Genomic DNA, 24,785 nt, shown 5'->3' with positions numbered 1-24,785 from the left:
GGTCCGGCGATCAGAGGAGGGTGCTCCAGTAGGACCAGAACCGGTTGAGCACCAACAGGGCGATCACCGCCGCCCACAGCACCGGCAGTGCCCAGTGGTAGCGGTCCGCCTCCCGGACGACCGCCCGCAGGCGCGGGCCCGCCGGGATCACACCGGTGCGCAGGTTGTGCAGCGTGGTGTACCAGAACAGCACCACCACCGTCGCCCACACCACCATGCAGTACGGGCACAGCGCGCCGATGTCGTACAGCGCCTGGTCCACCAGCCAGTGCACGAACACGACGCCCAGTGCGGTGCCCGCGTGCAGGCCCAGCCAGAACCAGCGCCGGTACGCGGCACCGGCGATCAGCCCCGCCCCGATCGCCGCCAGGGCGCCGAAGGCGGCCAGACCGAGCAGTGGGTTCGGGAAGCCGAACACCTCAGCCTGCTCGGTGCGCATCACCGAACCGCAGCTGATCACCGGATTGATGTTGCAGCCGGGCACGTAGGAGGGGTTCTCCAGGATGCGGAGCTTGTCGAAGGTCAGGACGGCCGAGGCGGCCAGCCCGATCAGCCCGCCGAGGAACAGCAGGACCGCGTAGGCGCGGCTCGCCCCGACCGGGGACCGGCCGGAGCCGTCGGGAGCGGGACGGGCGACGTGCACGGTGGTAGCGGCGGACATGGCAGCACACTCCGGTGGCTGGCTGGGAGGGGCCGGCCCGGCCGGGGTTCGGCCGGGCCGGTGGTGCCGTGCGGTGCGGTGCGGTGGGGGTGGGGCCCGGGACCGGGCCCCGGGCCGGCTACTGCAGGCCGGCGGCCTGCTTGACCTGGGCGGTGAACTGCTCCGGCGAGACCACGGCGTTGCCGGCGAACAGGGTCACCGGCTTGCCGTCCACCTTGACCGTCGGCGTACCGGTCACCCCGCTGTCGTTGAACGCGTCCGCGACCTTCGCCGCCCACGGCGCGTACGTCTTGTCGGTGACCGCCTTCACGAAGGAGTCCGTCTTCAGCCCGGGCACCTGGCCGGCCAGGTCCAGCAGGTGGCCGACGTCGCCGAAGCCGTCCTCACGCTCGTCCGGCTGGTTGGCGTACAGCACGTCGTGGAACGCCTTGAACTTGTCCACGCCCTCGTTCAGCGCGGCACCGGCGGCGGCCAGCGCGGTGCGCGAGCCCTTGCCGCCGAGGTTCTTGTCGAGGAAGGCCGCCAGGTGGAACTCCACCTTGACCTGGCCGTCCTCGGTGAGCTTCTTGACGGTCTCGCCGTTCGCCGCCTCGAAGTGCTTGCAGACCGGGCAGCGGAAGTCCTCGTAGACCTCCATGGTGTGCGGGGCGTCGGCCTTGCCGTAGGTGATCACCGTGCCGTTCGGGCCGCCGGCGTTCGCCGGGACGACCAGCGGGGCCGAGGTGGCGGCCGCGCCGGCCTTGTCGGCCTTGCCCGAGGCCGAGCCGATCGCGACGGCGACACCGCCGGCGAGGGCGAGCACGACGGCGGCGGAGACCGCCACCACGATCCGCTGACGGCGCCTGGCGGACTGCTGCTCGCGCCGCTGCGCCTCCTGGATCCGCTCACGGGCACTGATGCGCTTGGCCTGCTTCGAGCTGGGGGCCTGGGTCATGGGGAGTCAACTCCTGTACGCGGCGCGCGGGTGCGCGCGGGGAACCGCACCGGGTGCGGCGGGGTCGGGGAACGCGGGAGTCGGGCGCACTGCCTGCGGGCGTACGGGGGCCTCGGACCGGCCGGGTACGGAGAGGGGATCGGCGTACGCGGGGTGACCCGGTACGGGATCAGCAGGCAGGCGCGAAGACCGGCGGGCCACGCCGGGGAGCCGGGCTCAGCACCACGTCCTCGCGGCGCGGCCGCGCGCGGTCCGACACCGGCAGCGGCACCCGCAGCACCGGACGCACCGGGGCCGGCACCAGCAGGACGACCAGGGCGCGCAGCGGCCGGGCCAGCGACGCGTGCAGCGCACGCAGCGCCCGGGCCAGGCCCGACAGGGCCGAGTCGCCCAGCCGCAGCCAGGCGGCAGCGGCCAGCGCGATCACCAGGTGCACCAGCAGGAGCAGCAGTTGGGTCACGGCCGGCGCCAACTGCCCGGCGTGGCCCAGCGGGCCGGAGAGCAGTGACCCGTCCATCGAGCCGCCGCCGCACACCAGCAGGTTCACCCCGCGGGCGGGGACCTGCCCGGACAGCATCGGCCCACAGGTGGTCTGACCCAGGTTGAACGTCGTGTTGAGCAGCAGCTCGACCGGCACCATCACGGCGGCGATGTGCAGCATCCGCCGCTCCCCGCCGGCCAGCGCGGCCGCGACCAGGAAGACGACGGCGCACGCCGAGGCCACCAGTGACAGCGGCAGCGGGCGGCCTGTGATGACCACCTGGCCCAACGCGGCCATCGGCACGGCGAGCGCGGTGAACACCGCGGCCCGCAGGGCCCTGGTCGCGTGGGAGGAGATCGTCACGCTCCGGAGTATGTCATGACGCTCACGCCCGGCACGAGGGCACATCGGCCCTTGCCTTTGCCTTCCGCCTGACACCCCCTCACCGGGACGCGGGGTCGACAGCGCCCGCGGCCGGACTAGCCTGGAAGCGTTCCCGGCGGCCCCGACGAGGGGATGGACGCGCATGGCGAGACCCGAGACCACGGTGGGGCAGGTGCTGCTGGCCCGAGTCGAGGCCCAGGCGGCGGTGCTGGCCGCACTGGACGACGCAGTCCGGGCGGACGAGCCGGACGCGGTGCACAGGATGCGGGTCGCCTGCAGACGGCTGCGCAGCGCCCTGCGGACCTTCCGGCGGCTGTTCACCCCAGGGGCGACGGAGCAACTGGTCGCGGAGCTTCGCTGGCTGGCCGCCGCGCTCGGCGGCGCCCGCGACCTGGAGGTGCTGGTCGAACGGTTGGCCGCGCAGGCCCGCGAGCTGCCCGCCGAGTGCGGGCCGGAGCGGGTCGCCGAGGCCTTGGAGCGGTGGGGCGGGACCGAATACCGCCGGATCCGCCCCGAGGTGGTCGCCGCCCTCGACAGCCCCCGCCGCCGCGCCCTCGGCGACGCCCTCACCGCCTTCCTCGCCGACCCGCCGCTGCGCCGCCGCGCCGCCCGTCCCGCACTCCCCGAGCTGTCCCGGGTCGCCGCCCGCGAACAGCGCCGCACCGCCGATCGCGTCCGGACGGCCCTCGCCGCCGCCCCCGAGGACCGCGACCACGCGCTCCACGACGCCCGCAAGGCAGCCAAGCGCGCCCGCTACGCCGGGGAGACCGCCGCCCCGGCGGCCGGCCCGCGGGCCGAGCGCTACACGCGGCGGATGAAGGCCGTCCAGGAAGTGCTGGGCGAACACCAGGACGCGGTGGTCGCCGCAGCCACCCTCGCCGCCCGGCCGGTGGCGGCCGCCGAGCCGTTCGGCTACGGCGTCCTGTACGGTCGCCAGCTCGCCGCGGAGGCGGCGGCGCGCGAGCGGCTGCCGGGGGTGTGGAAGCGGGCGGGCAAGCCGAAGCTGGCGCGCTTCGGGTAGCGGGCGCGGGTCGGGGGCGGAGCGCTGTCGGACCTCGGGCGTCCGTACGTCCGTGACGGCGTTCCGGGCGACGGCGACGGCGAGGGCGTGGCGGGCGGGGCCGTCCGGCGGGGCGGCCGGGGCCGGACACTGAGGTGGCGCAGGCAGCGGACCGGCTGCCGAGCGACCGGGCCTCGGACCTCGCGGGCGTCACACCGCCGGTGGACGGCGCGATCACGGCCACCCGCCGGTAAGACCGACGGACCGGTCAGTGGGTGCCGAGACCCGCCGAGCGGGCCGCGTCCCGCAGCAGGTCCCGGAGCATCGTGGTGGTCAGGCGGCCGGTGTTCGTGTTGCGCGGGCTCACGTGGTAGCAGCCGTAGAGCCGCAGGGGCGGGCCGCCGTCCCGGGCGGCGAGGTCGACCCGGGCGGCGTGGCCGAACGCGGGCCTCGGGCGGGGGACCTGCCAGCCGGCGTCCGCGACCACCGGCAGCAGGGCCTGCCAGGCGAAGCCGCCGAGGGCGACCACGGTCCGTACGGTCGGGCGCAGCAGCTGCAGTTCGCGGGTGATCCACGGGCGGCAGGTGTCACGTTCGGTGGTGCTCGGCTTGTTGTCGGGCGGGGCGCAGCGGACCGGGTCGGTGATCCGCACGCCGTACAGCTCCAGGCCGTCGCCGTGGCGGACGGACTCGGGGCGATTGGCGAGCCCGAGGTCGTGCAGCGCCGCGTAGAGCAGGTCGCCGGAGGGGTCGCCGGTGAAGATCCGCCCGGTGCGGTTGGCGCCGTGGGCGGCGGGGGCGAGGCCGACCAGGACGAGCGGGGCGTCGGGCGGGCCGAAGCCGGGGATGGGGCGGGCCCAGTAGTCCCAGTCCAGGTAGGCGCGGCGCTTGGTGCGGGCGGTCTCCTCCCGCCACTCGACCAGGCGCGGGCAGGCCCGGCAGCCGGTGACCACGCGGTCCAGCGCGGAGAGTCCGCCGGCGCGGGCGGCGGCCTCGGCGGGGTGGCGGGGGTCGCCGGGGTCGTCGGCGGGGGACGGCGGCGTGGCCGTGGTCGGCATGGACCGATCCTAGGGCGCGCGACGTCGGGGAGACCGGGGGCTTTCCTCCGGCTTCGGGCGGGTTCATCCGGGTTCGCTCCGGCCGGGGCCGGGCAGACCTAGCGTGGAAGCAGTTGTTCCGGCAGCCCCCGTCCGGGGCGGGCCGGAGGCGCCGGTGCGTGCTGGCTGCGAGGAGGCCGCGATGATCGTCGATGCGGTGCTGGGGGTCCTCGGGGGGCTGGTGGGGCTGGGGGCGATATGGGCGGGGCTGAGCCTCAGGGTGGTCCAGCAGTTCCAGAAGGGTGTGGTGTTCCGCTTCGGGAAGGTGCGGAACGAGGTGCGCGAGCCCGGGCTGGTGGCGCTGATGCCGGTCGCGGACCGGCTGCGCCGGGTGAACGTGCAGATCGTGACGATGCCGATCCCGGCGCAGGAGGGCATCACCCGGGACAACGTGACTGTGCGGGTGGACGCGGTGGTCTACTTCCGGGTGGTGGACCCGGTGAAGGTCACGGTCAACGTGCAGGACTACAACTTCGCGATCTCCCAGGTCGCGCAGACCTCGCTGCGCTCGATCATCGGCAAGAGCGAGCTGGACGACCTGCTGGCCAACCGGGAGCCGATCAACCAGGGGCTGGAGTTGATGATCGACAGCCCGGCGCTGGGCTGGGGCATCGAGATCGACCGGGTGGAGATCAAGGACGTGGCGCTGCCGGAGTCGATGAAGCGCTCGATCGCCCGGCAGGCCGAGGCCGAGCGGGAACGTCGCGCGCGGATCATCACGGCGGACGGCGAGTACCAGGCCTCGGCGCGGCTGTCGGAGGCGGCGGCGGTGATGAGCGCCACCCCGACCGCGCTGCAACTGCGGCTGCTGCAGACCGTGGTGGAGGTGGCGGCGGAGAAGAACTCGACGCTGGTGCTGCCCTTCCCGGTGGAGCTGCTGCGCTTCCTGGACAGTGCGACCGAGGTCCAGCAGCGGAACCTGCTGACGGCTGCCGCGGCCGCCGCCGGGGCCAAGGTCGCGGAGGAGGCCGTGGAGAGCGGCGAGGTCTCGGAGGAGGAACTGGACCAGGATCCGCCCCGGCACGAACTCCCGCCGTTGGAGGAACTGTTGGACCGCTCGCCGCTGGAGGGTGCGGACGAGCCGGACGGACAGGCCCGGAGCGGCTCCGGAACGCCGGCGGACCCGGAGCGCTGAGCGGCGCCCGGTGGCGTCGGCCACCCGGCCGGACCACGATGGACAGGGGGAGGAAGCCAGGTCAGGAGGCGGACCATGACCATAGCCAGCGACATCATGCACCCGGGCGCGGAGTGCATCCGCGAGCACGAGACGCTCGCTGCCGCCGCCCGGATCATGCGGGAACGCGACGTGGGCGCCCTGCCCATCTGCGGGCCGGGCGACAAGCTGCTGGGCATCGTGACCGACCGCGACATCGTGCTGCGGTGCGTCGCCGAGGGTCGTGACCCGGCGTCGGTGACGGCGGGGGAGCTGGCGCAGGGGCGGCCGATGACGGTGGAGGCGGACGAGGACTGCGAGCAGGTGCTGCGGGTGATGGAGCAGTACCAGGTGCGCAGGCTGCCGGTGATCAACCACCCGGAGCACAAGCTGGTCGGCATGATCAGCGAGGCGGACATCGCCCGCGGCATGCCGCAGTCCCGGGTGGCCGAGTTCGTGTCGGCGGTCTGCGCGGAGGAGGCGCCCTCGGCGGCCGCCGAGGGCTGAGGCCGTCGGACGTCCGGGGTGTGGCCCCCGCCCTCGAGCGGCGGGGTGCCGGGGTCCGGTGGGGTTCGGACCGATCCGGTCGGTAACTTCGGTTGTCGAAAGGTGGAATGGCAACTGGAGTTGTCATCATGACGACCGTGGAGATCACCCCCGAGGAGAAGGCCGAGCTGGTCCGGGCCCTGCTCGACGCGCTCAACCCGCTCGCCGCCGCCGTGCGCTCCCGTGTGACCGGACTGCCCGAGGCGCGGATGTGGGACGCGGAGCCGGTCGAGGTCGCGCTCTCCGTCCTGTCCGCCTGGAAGCTGGTGGATGCCGAGGTCCGGCAGCTCACCGCGGTCGCCGCCGCCACCGCCGGTTCCTACGGGGCCGGTTACGAGCAGCTCGGTGGCGCCTGGGGCATCACCCGGCAGGGTGCCCGGAAGAAGTGGCCGGAGGCCGTCAGTCGTCCGCCCGCCCGCCCGGGCGTGCTCGAACTGTTCGGCGGGAAATTAGAGTTGGCCTCGGGCGCCGCCCGGGGCGGTTGGCGCTGGACGGGCACCGGCGCGGACGGGACGACCGGCGCGGCCGACGTCGGCTACCCGACCCGCGAGGAGGCCGCGGCGCACGCCGGGACCTTCCTCGCCGCGCACGCTTAGCCCGGGCGCGCGTGGCCCGGGTGTGTGGGCAGTGCCGGCGCAGGCGGCCCCGGGTGCGCAGCGTCACTCCGTGTGGCGCAGCTCCCGGGCGATCAGCTCCGCCAGGTGCAACGCCTGCCGCCCGTCGGTGAGTTGGGAGATCTGCGTGCGGCAGCTGAAGCCGTCCGCCAGCACCACCGTGTCCGGCCCGGTCGCCCGGACCTCGGGCAGCAGGACCCGCTCGGCGATCGCCGCGGACACCTCGAAGTGGCCCTTCTCGAAGCCGAAGCTGCCCGCCAGCCCGCAGCAGCCGGAGTCCAGCACTCGGTTGTGCAGGCCCAGTCGGGACTCGACCCGGCGGTCGGCGGCGCTGCCGAGCACGGCGTGCTGGTGGCAGTGGGTCTGGGTGACGGCCTCCAGCGGGACGCGGGGGAGCGGTGCGTCCGGGGCGTACGCGTCGACGAACTCGGCGAAGGTGCGGGTGCGTTCGGCGAGCGGGCGGCCGTCCGGACCGAGCAGTCGGGGCAGGTCCTCGCGCAGGGTGGCGATGCAGCTGGGCTCCAGACCGACCACGGGGGTGTCGGCCGGGAGCCCGGCCGCCGCCAGCGTGCGCAGGCTGCGCCGCAACACCTTGCGGGCGGTGTCGAGTTGGCCGGTGGAGTACCAGGTGAGGCCGCAGCAGACCGGGCCCGGGGGCAGTCGGACGTCGAAGCCCAGGTGCTCCAGCACCTCGACGGCCGCGCGCGGCACGTTCGGCTGCAGGTGCTCGGAGAAGGTGTCCGGCCACAGCACTACCGGGCGGGCGCCCGCCGGTGCCGGGTGCGCGGCGCGGTGCCGCCGGTACCAGGCGGTGAAGGTCTCCGGCGGGAAGACCGGCAGCACCCGGCGCGGGTCGATCCCGCCGAGCCGTTTGAGCAGCCCGCCGAGCGGCGAGCGGACCAGGGCGTTGGCGGCCCCGGGGGCGAGCGCCACCGCGCGCAGCCAGAGCGGCAGTCCGCCCATCGCGTAGTGCGCGCGCGGGCGCGGCCGGTGCCGGTAGTGCTGGTGCAGGAACTCGGTCTTGTAGGTCGCCATGTCGACGTGGACCGGGCAGTCGCTCGCGCAGCCCTTGCAGCTCAGGCAGAGGTCCAGCGCCTCCCGGACCTCCTCGGACCGCCAGCCGTCGGGGATCGCGTCCCCCCGCAGCATCTCGGCGAGCAGCCGCGCCCGTCCCCGGGTGGAGTGCCGCTCCTCGCCGGTGGCCATGTAGCTCGGGCACATCACCCCGGTGGTCGGGTCCACGCACTTGGCGACGCCGACGCAGCGGTGCACCGCCTTGGCCAGGCTGCCCCCGTCCTGCTCGTACGGAAGGGCCAGTGGCAGCGGGCGGCGCGGGGCGGTGACGAAGCGGAGGTCGGCGTCGAGCGGGCGGGGGTCGACCAGGGCGCCCGGGTTGAGCAGGTTCTCCGGGTCCCAGATCCGCTTGAACCCGCCGAACAGGTCGATGATCCCGGCCGGGTACATGCGCGGCAGCAGTTCGGCGCGGGCCTGCCCGTCGCCGTGCTCGCCGGAGAGCGAACCGCCGTGGGAGACCACCAGGTCGGCGGCCTGCTCCAGGAAGTCCCGGAACACCAGCACCCCGTGGGGCTGGTCCAGCGGGAAGTCGATCCGCAGGTGCACGCAGCCCTCGCCGAAGTGCCCGTAGGGGACGCCGCGCAGGCTGTGCCGGCGCAGCAGGGCGCGCAGGTCCCGCAGGTAGTCGCCGAGCCGCTCGGGCGGGACGGCGGAGTCCTCCCAGCCTGGCCAGGCCTCCCCGCCCCCGGGCAGCCGGGTGACGATCCCGGCACCGGCCTCCCGGACCCCCCACAGCTGGCGCTGCTCGGCGGGGTCGGTGACCAGCGCGACGGAGGCCGAGCGCTCGCGGCGGACGGCGTCGGCGAGCCGGCGGGCGGCCTGGTAGGCCGCCAGTGTCGTGGCGCCGCCGGTCTCCAGGAGGAGCCAGCACTCGCCGGCGGGCAGCCGGTCCAGTGCGGGCGGGCGGCGGCCGGCCGCGAGCAGCGCGGCGATCAGGTCGGCCGCCATGCCCTCGGCGGTCAGCGGCCCGAACGGCAGGAGCGCGGGGACGGCGTCGGCGGCGGCGCCTTCGTCGGGGTAGCCGGCCACCACCAGGGCGCGTGCGGGCGGGTCCTCGACGAGGCGGACGGTGGCGCCGAGCAGCAGTGCGCAGGTGCCCTCGGTGCCGGTGAGCGCCCGGGCGAGGTCGTGGCCGTGCTCGGGCAGCAGGGCGTCCAGCGGGTACCCGGAGGTGCGGCGCGGCAGCCGGGGCATGCCCTGCCGGATGGCGGCGAGGTTGTGGTCGGTGAACTCCTGGAGCTGCCGATGGAGTTCGCCGACCCGTCCGGGCAGCCCGGTGAGTGCCGCGCGCTGCCCGGCGTCGAGCGGGCCGCCGACGGTCAGTTCGGTGTCGTCGGCGAGCAGCAGCTCCAGCCGCTCCACGTTGTCGGCGGTGCGGCCCCAGGCGAGTGAGTGCGAGCCGCAGGAGTCGTTGCCGATCATGCCGCCGATGGTGCAGCGGCTGTGCGTGGACGGGTCCGGGCCGAAGCGCAGCCCGTACGGCCGGGCGGCGCGCTGGAGGTCGTCCAGGACGGTGCCGGGCCGGACGCGGGCGGTGCGGGCCTGCGGATCGATCTCCAGCACCTCGCCGAGGTGGCGGCGGAAGTCCAGCACCACCGCACCCGGACCGATCGCCTGGCCGCCGATGCTGGTCCCGGCCCCGCGCGGCACGACCGGCACCCGGTACTCACGGCACAGCGCCAGCGCGGTGCGCACGTCGTCCGAATCGGCGGGCTTGACCACGCCGAGCGGCAGCTGCCGGTAGTTGGAGGCGTCGTGGCCGTAGACGGTCCGCTCGGCGGCGCCGAAGCGGACCTCGCCGCGCAGCACGGCGGACAGCTCACGGGCCAGCTCGGCCCCGGGGTCGGCGGACGGACGGCTCACCAGGGACCTCCCGGGCGGTGCGGGGACACGGCTCCGCCGATGATCGCAGGCATCCGGCCGCGCGGGCACCGGGCGCGACGGGGGTACCACCGACGGGGTGTCATGTGGCACTGTCTGCACCCATGATCACCGAACCCGCGGCCGACGACCCGGCCGGTCCCGACGCCTACCTCGGCCGCCTCCCGATCGGTGAGCCGCTGCCCGTCCCGGCGGACGGTGCGCCGTCGTGGGAGATCTTCCCGTACGAGGGCGAGCTGACCGTGCGGCCGCTGCGGGCCCCGGACCTGCCAGAGCCGCCCCGCCAGGGCGAGGACGGCCCGGAGGACTGCAAGCAGTGCGCCCGCCCCGACTCCGACTTCCTCTGGACCGACGAGCACTGGCGCCTCAGCGCGACCGACGAGCCGACCGGCCTGCCCGCCGTCCTGCTGCTCCAGCCCCGTGCCCACCACGACCTGACGGACCTGCCGGCCGAGCTGTCCGGGCGGCTCGGCCCGATGCTCCAGCGGGTGGAGCGGGCCGTGCTGTCGCTCGGCGGCGTCGGCCGGGTCCATGTGAACCGCTGGGGCGACGGTGCCGCGCACCTGCACCTGTGGCTGATCGGCCGGCCGGAGGGGATGGCGCAGCTGCGCGGCTCCACGCTGCCGCTGTGGATGGACGTGCTGCCGCCGCTACCCGCCGGGGTGGCGGCCGAGCGCGCCCGCCGGATCGCCGCCGCGATGGCGGCGGACGGGGGCACCGCGCACGCCTGAGGCGGGCCGCCCCGGGGAGGGCTGCTCCCGGGCCGCCCGGCTCCGGTCCGGGAACGGTCCGGGCTACTTCCGCCCGGTGAGGGTGCCGCGCGCGATGTGTGAGAGCTTGGCGACCTCGAACGCCGGGTAGGCGCCGCCGGCCAGCAGGGAGAACTTGATCCCCTCACGGCCGCCCGGCCGGCGGTGGCCCGGCGGCTGGAAACGGCGGTGGTGCTCGGCGGCGCGGTGGAAGAACTGCGGGCGCTCGGCGCGGGTGACGCAGCCGGCGAGGTCGAAGACGAACAGGTAGTGCCGGACCATCCGGACGAACAGCGCGTCGCGCACCGCGTACAGGTGGGGCAGGTCCTCCAGCAGCGCGAAGCTACGCTCGTACTGGTCGAACAGGTCGAAGACGCTGCTGCCGGGCCCGCCGGACGGGTGGACGGTCTCGCGGCGGCGCAGCTGGACGCACTCGCGCGCAAGGGCGGCGGCCTTCTGCGCGCCGAGCAGGGCCGCGTGCACGACCGGGATCTCCTCGTAGCGGCCGTCCGGGAAGGCGAGCCCGAGGTCCTCCCAGTGGCCGCGGCGGATCAGCCGGTCCCAGATCAGCGGCGGCGCGCCGAACAGCTCGGGCCGGTCGAAGGGGGCGAACGGCTCGGGGCCGACCTCGGCGAGCAGTGCCTCGGCCCCGCCGGGCCAGTCCCGGTCCTGGTGCCGACGGGAGTGGCCGAACAGCAGCACGTCGACCGGGCCGGTCTGCTTGAGCCGGTCGGCGAGCGTCCGGAGCGCGTCCCGCGGCAGCAGGTGGTCGGCGTCGAGGAACAGCAGGTACTCGCCGCTCGCCCGGGCCGCCCCGGCGTTGCGGCTCACCCCGACCCCGACCGCCGCGTTCAGGTGCAGCGTGGACACCCGTGGATGCCGCGCCGCGTACGCGTCGGCGAGCTCGCCCGCCGTCTCGGGGGAGCGGTCGGCGACCACGATCACCTCGACGTCGGCCAGGGACTGCGCGAGCAGCGAGTCCAGGCAGTCGGCGAGCTGTTCGTGCTGGTCGTAGGCGGGGAGCACGACGCTGATCAGGGGTGAGGGCATGACGCCGGAGCGTAAGAGGGCGCGCGAACTGTGGCAAAGCTCTGACGGCGTGTAATTCGGATCAATTGGCGGCAAATCGTACTACCGTGCGCCATATCTTCACGCGGCCTTCCGGACGCGTCCACGACAGACGGCAGTGTGGCGGGGTGCGGGTGAAACGCCGCGCGGCCCGCGACGCGGGTGCGTCGCGGGCCGGGTGCGCCGAGTGGAGGGGTCGGCTCAGTACCAGTGGTGCGCCTGCCAGAACGACCAGGCGCCGCACGGGCTGCCGTAGCGGGTGTTCATGTAGGTGAGGCCCCACTTGATCTGGGTGGCCGGGTTGGTGCGCCAGTCGGCGCCCGCGGAGGCCATCTTGGAGCCGGGCAGGGCCTGGACCAGGCCGTAGGCGCCGGAGGAGGCGTTGACGGCCAGCGGGTTCCAGCTGCTCTCGCGGAACACGATGTTGCTGAAGCACTGCAGCTGGCCGGCCGGGACGATCTGCGCGGCGATCTGCTGCGGGGTGCCGGAGTAGGTCGTGGCGAGGTTCTGGCGCTCCTGGGAGCGGGAGGCGGCGGCCTCGGCGTCGGCCTTGGCCTTGGCGTCCGCCTGGGCCTGGGCCTGCGCCTGCGCGTCGGCCTGCGCCTGGGCGGCGGCCTGGGCCTGCGCCTGGGTGGCGGCGTCCGCCTCGGCCTTGGCCTGCGCGGCCTGGGCCTCCTGGGTGGCCTGCTGGGCAGCGGCAGCGGTGTCAGCCTGGGCCTGGCCGGTGACCGGCTTGCCGTCCACCGAGACGGCGGCCACGGGGGCGGCGGCCTCGGCGGTGTTCCCGGCCTGCGGGATGGCGAGCGCGGCGGTGGCGGCGCTCGCGACCACGAGGGTGGCGACGCCGGTGATCAGGGAGTTGCGGCGGGCATGGCTGAGCTGCATGAAGCGGGCGTTCCTTCTCCGTCGGGGGCCGTGCCGGGGGTGCCGGGCACGGGGCATCGCGCGGGCTCCGGGGGAGCGGGGCCCGCGCGGCCGTCGGGGACGGCCGTGGCGCCCCGGCGGGAACGGCGGGGCGGGCGGGCTGCGCGGCGGATCGGACCGGCCGCGCCGCCGTGGCGACAGGCCATTCTTGGCAGGGCCCGTGACGGCTCGCAAAGGCACTCACTACTACGCCGCATCGTGGTTGCGGGCGCGGCCGGGCGGGGCCGGTCAGTGCATTTGTGGTGATTTGCCCGAATTGCGGACCGGGGGGTCATTTCACCCGTGGCATCGGAGGAATGCAAGGGTGACAGCCGCGGTGGCCTGCGTTCTTCAGGCCGTACTCCGTCGGTCCAGGGCCGGGGCAGGCCCGGCGTCGATGCCCGGTCGGGGCCCGCGCGGCAGCCGTCCACTAGCGGGGATCGTAGATGCCGGACCGCCTGTGGGAGGTGTCACACGTTTGCCGACGCGGGTTCGACGCGGAGTGACCGGGTGCTCACCCCTTCACGGGGTCGTGGACGGGTTTCCCGGGCCGGGCCGGGCGGCGGGTGCGGGAACGGCCGGGGCCGAGGCCCCCTCCTCCCCCTCTCCTCCTGTCTCGTCCCCGGCCGGGACGAGGTCGCGGGCCAGCAGGGTGGCACCCGCGACGGCACCCGGCATGGCGAGGACCGTCACCAGTGGCACCAGGAACGCCAGCGCCAATGGCGTGCCGAACCCCAGTGCCAGCCCGAGCCGGGCCCGCAGCAGTCGGATCCGCTCCGGCTGCGGCACCCGGCGCCGCTGCAGGGCGACGGCCGTCAGCTCGACGGTCAGGAAGAAGCCGGACACCAGGAAGCCGAGCGCCGGGACCACCGTCTGGCCGACCAGCGGGATGAACCCGCAGGCGAACAGCACCACGCCGAACGCCGCCACCCGCACCAGCACGTACACGCTGTCGCGCACGGCGACCAGCAGCTCGCGCCAGAGCGGGGTGTCCGGTGGGGTCGGGGCGCCGCCCTCGGTCTTGTCGACCTCGGCGCAGAGCGCCTCGTAGAAGGGCTGGCCGACCAGCAGGGTGACGGCGGTGAAGGTGAGCAGGGCGAACAGCAGGCCGCCGCCGAAGACGGCCGCCGCGAGCGCGTCGCGCAGCAGGGCCTGCCAGGGCGAGCCCCAGTGGTCGGCGAACGGCGTGGCCCAGCCCGCGAGGTCCACGGACCGGGCGGCGAGGAAGGTGAGCGCGACCGCGTAGCCGATCAGGGCGAGCAGGGCCGGAAGCATCCCGAAGCCCCACCAGCGGCCGTGCCGGCCCACCCACTTCTGGCCCTCGATCAGGTACTTCATCCCCGCCGCAAGATCCCGCATGGGCGATCACCCTAGGGCCTCCGCACGCGGAACCCTGCATTGCCGTGTTCCTGCCAGATTCGACCGGCAATGCCGGGCCCCTCCTGCGGCGCCGCCCACCGGGCCACTCTCGGTTCTCCCCCACCTGCAAGGAGGAGACTGATGAAGCGTCAATTCAGCAGAATGGTAAGCCTGTTGGCCGGGCTGGTGTTCGGCGCCGGCCTGCTCGTACTGCCCGCCGCGGCCTCGCCCGCGCCGTCGCCGACCGTGGTCGGCGGCACGCGTGCCGCGCAGGGCGAGTTCCCCTTCATGGCGCGGCTCTCGATGGGCTGCGGCGGCGCGCTCTACACCCCGCAGATCGTGCTGACCGCCGCCCACTGCGTCGACGGCACCGGCGCCGACAGCAGCATCACCGCCACCTTCGGCGCGGTCGACCTGCGCAGCGGCAGCGCGATCACGGTCCGCTCCTCGTACGTCTACCAGTCGCCCGCCTTCACCGGCGCCGAGAACGGCGACGACTGGGCGCTGATCAAGCTGGACTCGCCGGTGAGCAGCAGCCAGGTCGGCACCCTGCCGATCGCCACCTCCACCGCCTACGACAACGGCACCTTCACCATCATGGGCTGGGGCGCCGCACGCGAGGGCGGAGCCCAGCAGCGGTACCTGCTCAAGGCCACCGTGCCGTTCGTCGACGACGCGACCTGCGCCGGCGCCTACCCGGGCCTGAACACCGCCGGGTCGCTCTGCGCGGGCTACGTCGACCGGGGCGGGGTCGACACCTGCCAGGGTGACTCCGGCGGCCCGATGGTCCGCAAGGACGCGGCTGGCCGCTGGGTCCAGGTCGGCATCGTCAGCTGGGGCGAAGGCTGCGCCCGCGCGGGCTACCCGGGCATCTACACCCAGGTGAGCACCTACGCGGCCGACATCGCCGCGGCGGCGGCCGGCCTCTGAGCCGGTAGGGCCGGACGGACCGGTAGGACCGCTCGAACCGGCCCGGCGGGGCCGGCCACCACTCCCGCAGGTGGTGGCCGGCCCCGCCGTTCTCCGTGGGGCCCGCTGCCTCGCGGAGCCCGCCGCTCCGCCGGCTCGGTGCCTCGCCGCCGGGCCGGGCGGCGCCGTCCGGCCGCGGACCGGCGCCTCCGCCGCTCCCGGGCGGTTACCGGACTGCCCGGGCGTTCAGCTGTTCAGCCACTCCTCGGCCCGCCGCCGCTCACGGGCGATGCGGCCCGTGGTGTGCGGGGGCAGCCGGGCGAGCATGGTGGTGGCGGCGTCCGGGCGGCCGGCGAGGGCGTGGGCACCGGCGAGGCGGGCGCTGACCAGGGCGTGGTCGCGCGGGTGGGCGGCCGGGTCGACGAGCCGTAGGGCGGCCTCCAGCCGGGCCGCCGCGGTGCGGGCGTGGGCGGTGCGGGAACGCGCGGTGCCGCCGGTGCGGACGGCGAGGTCCCGGTGGCAGGTGCCGTGCGCGACCGCCAGGACCAGGTCGGCGCGCGCCGACCAGGGCGTCGGATCGCCCGAGCGCAGCGCGGCCGCGGTCAGCCGCCGGGCGTCCGCCAGGGTCCGGCGCACCTTCGGCGTCTCGCCGGCCAGCGCGTGGGCGTGGGCCAGGGCGACGGCGACCCAGGCCCGCAGTCCGGCCAGGGGCGGGGCGGCGGTCCGGGCGGCCTCGGCGAGGGCGAGCGCGGTGGCCGGGTCGCCGCGCCACCAGTGCAGGGTGCTCTGGCGGGTGAGCAGTGCGGCCGTGGTGGCCTGGTCGCCGGTCGCGCGTGCCCATTCCAGCCCGGTGGCGTACCAGCTGAGTGCCCGGGTGCGGCGTTCGGCCTCGAAGTGGGCCCAGCCGGCGAGTTCGGCGTACTGGGCGGCGAGCGAGCGGGCGGCGGCGGGGCTCTCCTGCGGCGCGGCGTGGGGCCGGCCGGCCAGGGTGCGGGCGTGGTGCTCCAGGACGGCGGCCAGTTCCTCGCCGCCGATCCGGCCGGCGGCCGCACGGTAGCCGGCGAGCAGGTGGGCGAGCACCTCGACGGTGGCGGCGTCCGGTGGGGCGGCGCCGGTGGCGAGTGGCGGCCGGGTGGCGGCGGCGAGGTCGCCGAGGCGTTCGCGCTCCTGCCGGACGGTCTGCCACAGGTCTGCCAACTCGCCGCAGGCGAGCAGGAGTTCGTCGGCCCGGGCGGGCATTCCCGGCGGTGGCCAGCGGCGGGCGTTCTCCACCCGGCTGATCAGTGAGTTGTGGTAGCCGAGCAGCCGGCCGAGTTCGGTCTGGCTGAGGCCGCGGGCCTCGCGCCAGTGGCGTAACCGGCGGCCGAAGCGCAGGCGCGCGGACTCGGGTTCGGCGCGCGGCGGGGGTGGCGAGGGTGTCGAGGACGGCGTGGGGGAGGGCAGGGGCGGCACGGGGTCTCCCGGAGGGGGTGGGGGAGCGCTCGTGGGGGAGCGCCATGCCGAGGTATCCCCCTTGACGTGCCTTGGTCAAACTGTCGCGTCCCGGTACCGGCATCAGGGCGGCCGGGCGGCGGGTCGGCGGCCCGGAGAACGGCACCGGGCCCGGGAGCCTCCGCAACGGCTCCCGGGCCCGGCGTTTCACGCGCGGCGCGGACGGGTCAGGAGCCCGCCGCCACCGCGGCCCGTCGCCGTCGGCCCACCACGGCCGAGGCCGCGAGCACGATCGCCGCGGCGACCAGCGACAGGTACATCTGCTTGCGCCCGTCGGCGTCGGTGAACATGTACGCCATGACGAACCCGATCATGCCCATCGCGGTCCAGGTCAGGTACGGGTACAGCCACATCCGGACGGTGTGCCGCTCGGGCATCTCGCGCTCGATGATCTTGCGCATCCGCAGCTGGGTGGCACAGATCACCAGCCAGACGAAGAGCGCGACCGCGCCGGAGGAGTTGAGGAGGAAGGCGAACACGGTGTCCGGCGAGGTGTAGTTGAAGAACACCGCGACGAAGCCGAAGACCACCGAGGAGAGGATGGCCACCCGCGGCACGCCGCGCTCGGTCACCTTGGCGAAGGCCTTCGGGGCGTCGCCGCGCTGGCCGAGCGAGAAGGCCATCCGGGAGGCCGTGTACATCCCGGAGTTCAGGCAGGACAGCACCGCGGTCAGCACGATCACGTCCATCACCTGGCCGGCGCCCGGGATGCCGATGTGGTCCAGCACCGCCACGTACGGGCTGGCCTTGACCTCGGCCGAGTCCCAGGGCAGCAGGGTGACCACGAGCAGGATCGAGCCCAGGTAGAAGATGCCGATGCGCCAGATCACACTGTTGGTGGCCTTGGTCACCGCCTTCTGCGGGTCCTCCGACTCGCCGGCGGCCAGGGTGACGATCTCGCTCCCCATGAAGGCGAAGACCACGGTCAGCATGCCGGTGAAGACCGCGCCCACCCCGTGCGGCAGGAAGCCGCCGTGGCCGGTCAGGTTGCTGGCGCCGACCGCGTGGGTGCCGGGCAGCAGGCCGAATGCGGCGAGGACGCCGATCACCAGGAAGGCGGCGATCGCGACGACCTTGATCCCGGCGAACCAGAACTCGAACTCGCCGTAGGAGGCGACCGAGAACAGGTTGGTGGCGGTCAGCACCGCCATGACGATCAGCGCCCAGCCCCACTGCGGCACGCCGGGCACCCACTGGTTGAGGATCTTCGCGCCGGCCGTCGCCTCGACCGCGAGCACCACGACCCAGAAGAACCAGTACAGCCAGCCGATGGAGAAGCCGGCCCAGCGGCCCAGCGCGCGGTCCGCGTACGCCGAGAAGGAGCCGCTCTGCGGGTCGGCCGCGGCCATCTCGCCGAGCATCCGCATCACCAGCACGACCAGCGCGCCGGCCAGTGCGTAGGAGAGCAGGATGCCGGGGCCGGTGGACGCGATGCCCGCGCCGGAGCCGACGAACAGGCCGGCGCCGATCACACCGCCGATGGCGATCATCGACAGGTGGCGGTTCTTGAGCCCGGCCTTCAGGTGGCCGTCGCCGCCGTGCCCGTCCGGTCCCGCCTGGTGGGGGACCTGGGCGGCTGCCGGCTTGGTGGTGTTCGCACTCATCTAGGGGTGCCCTGTGCCTTTCCAGCGCGGCGACCCTCGGCTCGTCGCCACAGGGTGGGGGGACAGACCCGCGCATTGCGGTGCAACCTAACTTCTACGCCCGAGTATCGGAACAAGGCATTGATAACTGTTCGCTTACCGGACATAAAAGCCCAGGTCAGGCTAGGTGCGGAGGGTGTCCGGAAAGCTCAGATCTGACGCATGGTCAGGCTTGCGGGGGTCCGGCGAGGTCAGATCTCCCTCAAGTCGAGCACGACGACCTCGGGCGTCCGCTCCGGCTGTGTCCGCTCCGACGGCGGCCCCGGCCGCAGCCCCGGGCGGTCGGAGGGCCGGCCGGCGAGCCGGGCCGCGAGGATGCGCGGGATGTCGTCCTCCCGGGAGTACCCGGGCACCACGGTGACCTCGTCCCGGCGGACCTCGCCGAACACGGTGTAGGTCACCCGGTATGTCGTCCGGTCCGGTGGCGGAGCGTGGCCGGGTCGGTGTGTGGCGGTCATCCGCATCGCCCTCCTCGGCCCATTGTCCGCGCGGTGTGGCCGATCGGCCCGAACGCGGGCAGAGTGGGACTTCTCGGGGCATTCGTCGGAGCAGTCCCCGAGCGTCCTCGGCGCCCGCCGGTTCCCGGCGCCGGACAGGAGCGACCCCATGCAGACCACCTGGAAGGGGACGATCAGCTTCGGGCTGGTCAGCATCCCCGTCCACCTCTACTCCGCGACGCAGGAGCACGACGTCCCGCTGCACCAGGTGCACGCCACGGACGGCGGCCGGGTGCGGATGAAGCGGTACTGCGAGCGGGAGGAGAAGGAAGTCCCGTACGCGGAGATCGCCAAGGGCTACGAATCCCCCGACGGGCGGACCGTCACGCTCAGCGACGAGGACCTCGCCGACCTGCCGCTCCCCAGCAAGAAGATCATCGACGTGCTGGCCTTCGTCGACGAGGGCGAGATCGATCCGCTGATGTTCTCCAAGGCCTACTACGTCGGGGTGGCCGACAAGGCGGCAGCCAAACCGTACGCGCTGTTGCGCGACGCGCTCACCGAGTCCGGGCAGATCGCCGTCACCAAGATCGCGCTGCGCACCCGGGAGTCGCCCGCGGTGCTGCGGGTGCACGACAACACGCTCGTGCTGCAGACCTGCATCTGGCCCGACGAGGTCCGCCCGGCGGCCGGGATCGCGCCCGAGGAGGACGTCACCGTCCGGCCGCAGGAGCTCAAGATGGCGCGGTCGCTGATGGACACCCTCTCCGAGGACTTCGACCTGTCCCGGCTGCACGACGACTACCAGCAGGCGCTGCAGCAGGTGATCAGCGCGCGGCTGGAGGGCGTCGAGATCCCGCACGAGGAGGACGGCGGCGAGGCGCCGGACAACGTGATCGACCTGATGGAGGCGCTGCGCAGCAGCCTCAAGCAGGCCAAGGGCGGACGCCGGTCGGACGTCGGGTCGGACGTCGGGTCGGACGTCGGGTCGGCGGAGGCGGAGGCGGAGGCGGAGGCTGAGACGGAGCCCGCGCCGCGCAGACGCGCGCCGGCGAAGAGGAACGCCGAGCCCCCCGCGAGGAAGCCCGCCGCGAGGAAGCCGGCCGCGAAGGCCGCCTCCGGGAAGTCCGCCGCCGCCGGGAAGACCGCCGCCGACCGGACCGCTTCGAAGGGCGACGCCGCCGGGCGGACCCCGGCGGCGAAGAAGACCGGGAGCCGGAAGTCCACGGCCCCGCGCAAGGCCTCCTGACCCCCCCCGGGCCAGGCGCTTTCCTCCCGTCCCGTATCGGAGGCGATCCCGATGGACCTGCTGACCTACAAGGAAGTCGAAACCGGCCCCGAGGCCCGGAAGAACCAGGGCTTCGGGCACCGGGCCTGGAACTGGCTGCTCACCCTCAGCCCCACCGTGGTGACGCTCATGATCACGCTGTCGGTCGGCATGGGCATGGCCGCCGCCCAGATCAGCCTGCTGGCGGTGCTGGTGCCGATGGCGATCTTCTGGGGCCTCACGGTGATCGCCATGATCGGCGTGCTCGCCCGCTGGATGACGCCCGGCCCGGGCCGGCACCGGGCGGCGGCCTGACCCGGCCCGGGGTGAGCGGGGGTCCGGGAGGACTCAGCCGATCCACACCGTGGTGACGTTGCAGAACTCCCGGATCCCGTGCCCGGACAGCTCCCGCCCGAACCCGGAGCGCTTGACTCCGCCGAACGGCAGCGCCGGGTGGGAGGCCGTCATCCCGTTGAAGAACACCCCGCCGGCCTGGACGTCGCGGACGAAGCGCTCCTGCTCGGCCCCGTCCGTGGTCCAGACGTTGGAGCTCAGGCCGAACGGGGTGTCGTTGGCGAGCGCGACGGCCTCGTCCAGGTCGGCCACCCGGTAGACGGTGGCGACCGGGCCGAAGGTCTCTTCCTGGTGGATCCGCATCGCCGGGGTGATGCCGGTCAGCACCGTCGGCTCGTAGAACCAGCCGGTGTCCCAGCCCTCCGGCCGCCCGCCGCCGCACTCCACCCGGGCGCCGTGGGTGCGGGCGTCCTCGACCAGCTCCTCCAGGTCGTCCCGGCCCTGGCGGCTGGCCAGCGGGCCGACGTCGGTGGCCTCGTCCATCGGGTCGCCGACCCGCAGTGCGCGCATCGCCGCGGTGAACCCGGCGGTGAAGCGGTCGTAGACGTCGGTGTGGACGATGAACCGCTTGGCGGCGATGCAGGACTGGCCGTTGTTCTGCACCCGGGCCCGGACGGCGGTCGCCACCGCCGTGTCCACGTCGGCGCTCGGCAGGACGACGAACGGGTCGCTGCCGCCGAGTTCCAGCACCGCCTTCTTGACCTCGTCCGCCGCGGCGGACGCGACGGCCCGCCCGGCCGGCTCGCTGCCGGTGAGGGTGACCGCGGCGACCCTCGGGTCCCGGACCACGCCCTCGACCGCGCCCGAACCGATCAGCAGCGTCTGGAAGCAGCCCTCGGGGAAACCGGCCCGCCGGAACAGCTCCTCGATCGCCAGCGCCGTGCGCGGCACGTTGGACGCGTGCTTGAGCAGGCCGACGTTGCCCGCCATCAGGGCCGGTGCGGCGAACCGGATCACCTGCCAGAACGGGAAGTTCCACGGCATCACGGCCAGCACCGGCCCGAGCGGGCGGTAGCGGACGTAGGCGCGGGAGGCGCCGGAGTCGGCGACGTCGGCCCGGGCCGGGTGCTCGTCGGCCAGCAGCGCCTCGGCGTTGTCCGCGTACCAGCGCATCGCCTTCGCGCACTTGGCGGCCTCCGCCCGCGAGGCGGCCAGCGGCTTGCCCATCTCCTCGGTCATGGTCCGGGCGACCGCCTCCCCGTCCTGGTCCAGCAGGTCGGCGGCGTGGTGCATCAGCTCCTGGCGAGCGGCGAACGGGCTGATGCGGTAGCTGTGGAAGGTGGTCTCGGCGCGGGCGAGCCGCTGTTCGATGCCGGCCGCGTCGAGCGGTTCGAAGGTCTCCAGGGTCTCGCCGGTCGCGGGGTTGACGCTGGCGATGGGCATGCGGGCTCCCGGGGGGTCTGGGCCCGGGCCCGGTGCGGGGCCGGGGCCGGTGCGTCTGCCCTCACACCCTCCCCGACGGCCCGGCTCCGGGCACGCCACGGCGCGCCCGGCGTGTCCCGCCGGGTGTCCGGCCCGTCCCCGTCACTCCGGCAGCGACTCCACCCGGGCCGCCGCCTCCCGGGCCCGGGCGCCGGCCCGCGTCCGCCCGGCGGTCACCAGCCGGTTGGGGAAGCGGTGCAGGTACTCGGCCTCCAGCTGCCCGGTGCGCAGCGTGTGCCGCTTCAGCGCCTCCTCCGAGCCGTACAGGAAGGTCTCGTGGCGCGTGCGGTGCAGCTGCTCCAGCTCGTGCAGGAGCGTGTCGTTGCCCAGAGCGTGCGGGGAGATGCCCTCGGGCCGGATGTGGGTGGCGTCGGCGTGCCGCATCTCGGTACCTCCTCGGCGGAAGTCCCCTCCTACGGGGTGCCCGGTGGCCCTCGCCGGTACACCCGTTCGATCGGGGCGGCCGGGCGCCGTTCGCGACCTGCGGAGCGGCGGAGCCGGGGCGGTGATCGCCTGGATCGTAGGATGAATTCATTCATACCTTCAGGTCCATCCCCTACCGCTCGGACAGATCGCTGATGCCCCTTCCCAAGGCCGAACTCCACCTGCACATCGAAGGCACCCTGGAGCCCGAGCTCGCTTTCGAACTCGCCGCCCGCAACGGGGTCGAGCTGCCGTACGCCGACACCGAGGAGTTGCGCACCGCGTACTCCTTCAGCGACCTCCAGTCCTTCCTGGACCTGTACTACGCGCTGATGGCCGTGCTGCGCACCGAGGACGACTTCGCCGACCTCGCCGACGCCTACCTGACGCGGGCCGCCGAGCAGGGCGTGCGGCACGCGGAGATCTTCTTCGACCCGCAGGCGCACACCGCACGCGGGGTGCCGCTGGGCGTGGTGGTGGACGGACTGACCATGGCGTTGTCTCGCAGCGAGGAGCGGTACGGGATCAGCACCCGGCTGATCATGTGCTTCCTGCGGGACGAGTCCGCCGACTCCGCGCTGGAGACCTTCGAGGCGGCCCGCCCGTACTTCGACCGGATCGCGGGCATCGGCCTGGACTCGGCCGAGGTCGGCAACCCGCCGGCGAAGTTCCGCGAGGTGTACCGGCGGGCCGCCGAGGCAGGGCTGCGGCGCGTCGCCCACGCGGGCGAGGAGGGCCCGGCCTCGTACATCACCGAGGCACTGGACGTCCTCGGCGTCGAGCGGATCGACCACGGGCTGCGCTGCCTGGAGGACGGTGACCTGGTCGCCCGCCTGGTCCGCGAGCAGATCCCGCTGACCCTGTGCCCGCTGTCCAACGTCCGCCTGCGCTGCATCGACACGATCGCCGACCACCCGCTGCGCGAGATGCTGGAGGCCGGCCTGCTGGTCACCGTGAACTCCGACGACCCGGCGTACTTCGGCGGCTACGTCGAGGACAACTTCCGCGCCGTCCACGAGGCCCTGGGCCTGGAGCGGGAGACCCTGCGCCGGCTGGCCGCCAACTCCTTCCGCGCCTCGTTCATCGACGACGACCGCCGGGCCGAACTCCTGGCCGAGGTCGAGGCGTTCGACTTCGGCGTGATCGGGGACTGACGGGCGGTTCGGGCGAACCCGCCACCCGGACGGGCCGGCCTGGCTAGCCTGTCCGGGTGGCGGGTTCGCCACCGGAGCCCCCGGCCCAGCTGGGCCTGCTCGACCTCTCGGTCGACCTCTCCGTCCCGCAGGTGTACTCGGGCACGGACTTCACGGTCTACCTGCACATCAAGAACCCCTTCTCGGTGCCGGTGTGGATCGACAAGGTGGACATGAGCCTGCCGACCCAGCTGTTCTGGCGGAGGCCCGAGCAGCCGGATCCGGCGGCGGAACCGGCTCTCCCGGAGGCCGACGTCGAACGGTTGGCGGCAGCCGTCGAGGAGCGGCAGGCCCGGATCCGGCGGCTGGAGGCGGACCTGGCCGCACTCCCGCCGGACCGTGCCGAGCAGGCGCGGGGGATCGAGGAGGAGATGGCCCGGCTGGCCCGGGCGAACTCGCGGGACCGGGCGCGCCTGGACGGCGCGGACGACCAGCTCCACCTCCACGCCTACGGAGAGTCGTCGGTGTCCCTGCACGGGCGGGCCCGGCAGACCCACGTCCACGCGTACGACGAGTCGAGCGTGACCGTCTTCGCCGACCGGCCGGCCGAGCGCGAACGCGTGCCGCTGATCGGCTCCCTGCCCCGGGGCGTCGCGCTGGAACCCGGGTCGACCGACGTCTGGACGATCCGCCTCGGCACTCCGCGGAACCCGTTCTTCGTGCCCGCGAGCTACCGCCTGCAGCTCAACGTGGTCTACGGGCTGGCGCCGGAGCAGACCGAGGGCGCGCTGCCGGGGGCCGGGGCGCCGGGAGCCGAGCGCCGCAGGGTCTTCGCCAATACCACGGCGCTGACCGTCCCGCTCAAGGCCGCGCTGTGGAACGTGATGACCGGCGGGGTGGCGGGCGGCCTGGTCGGCAGCCTCGGACGGTCGCTGCAGGAGGCGCAGAGCCTGGGTGCGCTCGCCGACCAGCCCCTGGGGACCACGCTCGGCTCGCTCGTGCTGGCGGTCATCCTGAGCGGGGCGGCGATCGTCTTCGCCGCGCGGAAGTCGGAGGCGCCGTCGTTCGTCACCGTCGAGGACTTCTGGGGCGGTGTGCTGGTGGGCTTCCTGATCGGCTACTCGGGCACGGCCGCCTTCACCGAGCTCACCGGGCTGCCGACGTAGCCCCGCGCTCCCGGGCGTAGTGGAGCAGGGTGACGCCGTTGGTGAAGCGGTGGGTGTCCTTCAGGGTGAGCGGGGCGGGGCGGTCGGTCGGGCGGAAGAACAGGGTGCCGCGGCCGAGGACGACGGGGTGGACGTAGAGCCGGAACTCGTCGATCAGGTCCTGGGCGAGGAAGGACTCGGCCAGGTTCGCGCCGCTGAGGCAGAGGTCGCCGCCCGGGCCGGCGGTGAGGGCGGCGATCGACTCCGGGGTGACCTCGCGGACGACCGTGGTGTTCCAGTCGGCGTGGTCGAGGGTGCGGGAGAAGACGACCTTCGGCATCGCGCGCCAGATGCCCGCGAACTCGATCATCGGGGCGTCGGCGTCCGGGTCCTGGTCGGCGGTCGGCCAGTACGAGGCCATCAGCTCGTGCGTCACCCGGCCGGAGAGGAAAGCACCCATCCGGGCGAGTTCCCGGTTGAAGTGGGTGTGCACCTCGTCGTCGACGAGGTGCCAGGAGAGGTCGTGGTCCGGGCCCTCGAAGTAGCCGTCCACCGAGACGGAGACGAAGAGAACGATCCTGCGTCGCATGGCGCCCCCAACGAGGAGGAGTGGTCCGCCGGCCCTCCCGCTCCGGACGACGGGGCGGGAGGGCGGCGG

24 protein-coding genes are annotated in these 24,785 nt (G+C 74.2%); 10 read left to right on the top strand and 14 right to left on the bottom strand.

What is annotated here, in order from left to right:
* Positions 1-10 precede the first annotated feature (10 nt).
* From AB0D10_RS06315 to AB0D10_RS06305, 3 genes are all read right to left on the bottom strand, one after another.
* Entirely contained in the window at positions 11-661 is a 651-nt protein-coding gene (locus tag AB0D10_RS06315; protein ID WP_360252162.1) for a vitamin K epoxide reductase family protein, read from the bottom strand.
* Positions 662-779: 118 nt separating this feature from the next.
* Positions 780-1,595 (bottom strand): thioredoxin domain-containing protein, encoded by an 816-nt coding sequence (locus AB0D10_RS06310; RefSeq protein ID WP_360252159.1) that lies wholly within the window; start codon positions 1,593-1,595, stop codon positions 780-782.
* A 169-nt stretch (positions 1,596-1,764) separates the two neighbouring features.
* On the bottom strand, positions 1,765-2,439 hold the full coding sequence (locus AB0D10_RS06305) for a hypothetical protein (RefSeq protein WP_360252157.1): 675 nt from the start codon (positions 2,437-2,439) through the stop codon (positions 1,765-1,767).
* 163 nt (positions 2,440-2,602) lie between these two features.
* On the opposite strand from AB0D10_RS06305, the gene AB0D10_RS06300 reads away from it, so the two are divergent.
* On the top strand, positions 2,603-3,481 hold the full coding sequence (locus AB0D10_RS06300; protein ID WP_360252154.1) for a CHAD domain-containing protein: 879 nt from the start codon (positions 2,603-2,605) through the stop codon (positions 3,479-3,481).
* Positions 3,482-3,728: 247 nt separating this feature from the next.
* On the opposite strand, the gene AB0D10_RS06295 is transcribed toward AB0D10_RS06300, so the two are convergent.
* The gene (locus AB0D10_RS06295) at positions 3,729-4,517 is read right to left on the bottom strand and encodes a uracil-DNA glycosylase (RefSeq protein WP_360252151.1); all 789 of its coding nucleotides are present in this window, start codon (positions 4,515-4,517) and stop codon (positions 3,729-3,731) included.
* A gap of 181 nt (positions 4,518-4,698) precedes the next feature.
* On the opposite strand from AB0D10_RS06295, the gene AB0D10_RS06290 reads away from it, so the two are divergent.
* From AB0D10_RS06290 to AB0D10_RS06280, 3 genes are all read left to right on the top strand, one after another.
* Complete coding sequence (locus AB0D10_RS06290) at positions 4,699-5,691, top strand: slipin family protein (RefSeq protein WP_360252148.1); 993 nt, start codon at positions 4,699-4,701, stop codon at positions 5,689-5,691.
* Between the two features lie 75 nt (positions 5,692-5,766).
* Positions 5,767-6,216, top strand: a complete 450-nt coding sequence (locus AB0D10_RS06285; protein ID WP_360252145.1) for a CBS domain-containing protein — start codon at positions 5,767-5,769, stop codon at positions 6,214-6,216.
* A 128-nt stretch (positions 6,217-6,344) separates the two neighbouring features.
* Positions 6,345-6,851 (top strand): hypothetical protein, encoded by a 507-nt coding sequence (locus AB0D10_RS06280; RefSeq protein WP_360252142.1) that lies wholly within the window; start codon positions 6,345-6,347, stop codon positions 6,849-6,851.
* A gap of 63 nt (positions 6,852-6,914) precedes the next feature.
* On the opposite strand, the gene AB0D10_RS06275 is transcribed toward AB0D10_RS06280, so the two are convergent.
* On the bottom strand, positions 6,915-9,806 hold the full coding sequence (locus AB0D10_RS06275; protein ID WP_360252139.1) for an FAD-binding and (Fe-S)-binding domain-containing protein: 2,892 nt from the start codon (positions 9,804-9,806) through the stop codon (positions 6,915-6,917).
* A 122-nt stretch (positions 9,807-9,928) separates the two neighbouring features.
* On the opposite strand from AB0D10_RS06275, the gene AB0D10_RS06270 reads away from it, so the two are divergent.
* Complete coding sequence (locus tag AB0D10_RS06270; RefSeq protein WP_360252136.1) at positions 9,929-10,555, top strand: hypothetical protein; 627 nt, start codon at positions 9,929-9,931, stop codon at positions 10,553-10,555.
* A 63-nt stretch (positions 10,556-10,618) separates the two neighbouring features.
* On the opposite strand, the gene AB0D10_RS06265 is transcribed toward AB0D10_RS06270, so the two are convergent.
* The 3 genes from AB0D10_RS06265 to AB0D10_RS06255 form a co-directional block, all read right to left on the bottom strand.
* The gene (locus AB0D10_RS06265) at positions 10,619-11,623 is read right to left on the bottom strand and encodes a glycosyltransferase family A protein (RefSeq protein ID WP_360252133.1); all 1,005 of its coding nucleotides are present in this window, start codon (positions 11,621-11,623) and stop codon (positions 10,619-10,621) included.
* A 219-nt stretch (positions 11,624-11,842) separates the two neighbouring features.
* Positions 11,843-12,526 (bottom strand): transglycosylase SLT domain-containing protein, encoded by a 684-nt coding sequence (locus AB0D10_RS06260; protein ID WP_360252130.1) that lies wholly within the window; start codon positions 12,524-12,526, stop codon positions 11,843-11,845.
* 540 nt (positions 12,527-13,066) lie between these two features.
* The gene (locus AB0D10_RS06255; protein WP_360252127.1) at positions 13,067-13,903 is read right to left on the bottom strand and encodes an EI24 domain-containing protein; all 837 of its coding nucleotides are present in this window, start codon (positions 13,901-13,903) and stop codon (positions 13,067-13,069) included.
* Positions 13,904-14,044: 141 nt separating this feature from the next.
* Here AB0D10_RS06255 and AB0D10_RS06250 point away from each other — a divergent pair, with 141 nt between their 5' ends.
* A complete protein-coding gene (locus tag AB0D10_RS06250) occupies positions 14,045-14,833 on the top strand; it encodes a serine protease (protein WP_360252124.1) in 789 nt (262 codons plus the stop codon).
* 225 nt (positions 14,834-15,058) lie between these two features.
* Here AB0D10_RS06250 and AB0D10_RS06245 read toward each other — a convergent pair whose 3' ends face one another.
* From AB0D10_RS06245 to AB0D10_RS06235, 3 genes are all read right to left on the bottom strand, one after another.
* Positions 15,059-16,264 (bottom strand): helix-turn-helix transcriptional regulator, encoded by a 1,206-nt coding sequence (locus AB0D10_RS06245; protein ID WP_360252121.1) that lies wholly within the window; start codon positions 16,262-16,264, stop codon positions 15,059-15,061.
* A 206-nt stretch (positions 16,265-16,470) separates the two neighbouring features.
* Positions 16,471-17,907 carry an amino acid permease gene (locus AB0D10_RS06240; protein ID WP_360252118.1) on the bottom strand — a complete coding sequence of 479 codons (1,437 nt, stop codon included), beginning with the start codon at positions 17,905-17,907 and terminating at the stop codon, positions 16,471-16,473.
* Positions 17,908-18,137: 230 nt separating this feature from the next.
* Positions 18,138-18,404 (bottom strand): hypothetical protein, encoded by a 267-nt coding sequence (locus tag AB0D10_RS06235; RefSeq protein ID WP_360252115.1) that lies wholly within the window; start codon positions 18,402-18,404, stop codon positions 18,138-18,140.
* A gap of 148 nt (positions 18,405-18,552) precedes the next feature.
* On the opposite strand from AB0D10_RS06235, the gene AB0D10_RS06230 reads away from it, so the two are divergent.
* Together AB0D10_RS06230 and AB0D10_RS06225 are read left to right on the top strand one after the other, a co-directional pair.
* A complete protein-coding gene (locus tag AB0D10_RS06230; protein WP_360252112.1) occupies positions 18,553-19,632 on the top strand; it encodes a Ku protein in 1,080 nt (359 codons plus the stop codon).
* A gap of 51 nt (positions 19,633-19,683) precedes the next feature.
* Positions 19,684-19,965, top strand: a complete 282-nt coding sequence (locus AB0D10_RS06225) for a hypothetical protein (RefSeq protein WP_360252109.1) — start codon at positions 19,684-19,686, stop codon at positions 19,963-19,965.
* A gap of 33 nt (positions 19,966-19,998) precedes the next feature.
* On the opposite strand, the gene AB0D10_RS06220 is transcribed toward AB0D10_RS06225, so the two are convergent.
* Together AB0D10_RS06220 and AB0D10_RS06215 are read right to left on the bottom strand one after the other, a co-directional pair.
* Entirely contained in the window at positions 19,999-21,387 is a 1,389-nt protein-coding gene (locus tag AB0D10_RS06220; RefSeq protein WP_360252106.1) for an NADP-dependent succinic semialdehyde dehydrogenase, read from the bottom strand.
* Between the two features lie 141 nt (positions 21,388-21,528).
* On the bottom strand, positions 21,529-21,810 hold the full coding sequence (locus AB0D10_RS06215; RefSeq protein WP_360252103.1) for a DUF6158 family protein: 282 nt from the start codon (positions 21,808-21,810) through the stop codon (positions 21,529-21,531).
* A gap of 194 nt (positions 21,811-22,004) precedes the next feature.
* Between AB0D10_RS06215 and AB0D10_RS06210 the strand changes: the two genes are divergently transcribed.
* Together AB0D10_RS06210 and AB0D10_RS06205 are read left to right on the top strand one after the other, a co-directional pair.
* The gene (locus AB0D10_RS06210) at positions 22,005-23,003 is read left to right on the top strand and encodes an adenosine deaminase (protein WP_360252100.1); all 999 of its coding nucleotides are present in this window, start codon (positions 22,005-22,007) and stop codon (positions 23,001-23,003) included.
* Between the two features lie 56 nt (positions 23,004-23,059).
* Positions 23,060-24,148 carry a hypothetical protein gene (locus tag AB0D10_RS06205; RefSeq protein WP_360252097.1) on the top strand — a complete coding sequence of 363 codons (1,089 nt, stop codon included), beginning with the start codon at positions 23,060-23,062 and terminating at the stop codon, positions 24,146-24,148.
* On the opposite strand, the gene AB0D10_RS06200 is transcribed toward AB0D10_RS06205, so the two are convergent.
* Positions 24,129-24,716, bottom strand: coding sequence for a dihydrofolate reductase family protein (locus tag AB0D10_RS06200; RefSeq protein WP_360252094.1), 588 nt, complete (start codon positions 24,714-24,716; stop codon positions 24,129-24,131). The genes AB0D10_RS06205 and AB0D10_RS06200 overlap by 20 nt on opposite strands.
* Positions 24,717-24,785 lie beyond the last annotated feature (69 nt).

The sequence above is a fragment of the Kitasatospora sp. NPDC048545 genome, from assembly GCF_040651155.1.
Taxonomy (GTDB): Bacteria; Actinomycetota; Actinomycetes; order Streptomycetales; family Streptomycetaceae; genus Kitasatospora.
This window is presented reverse-complemented; position numbering and strand designations above follow the sequence as displayed.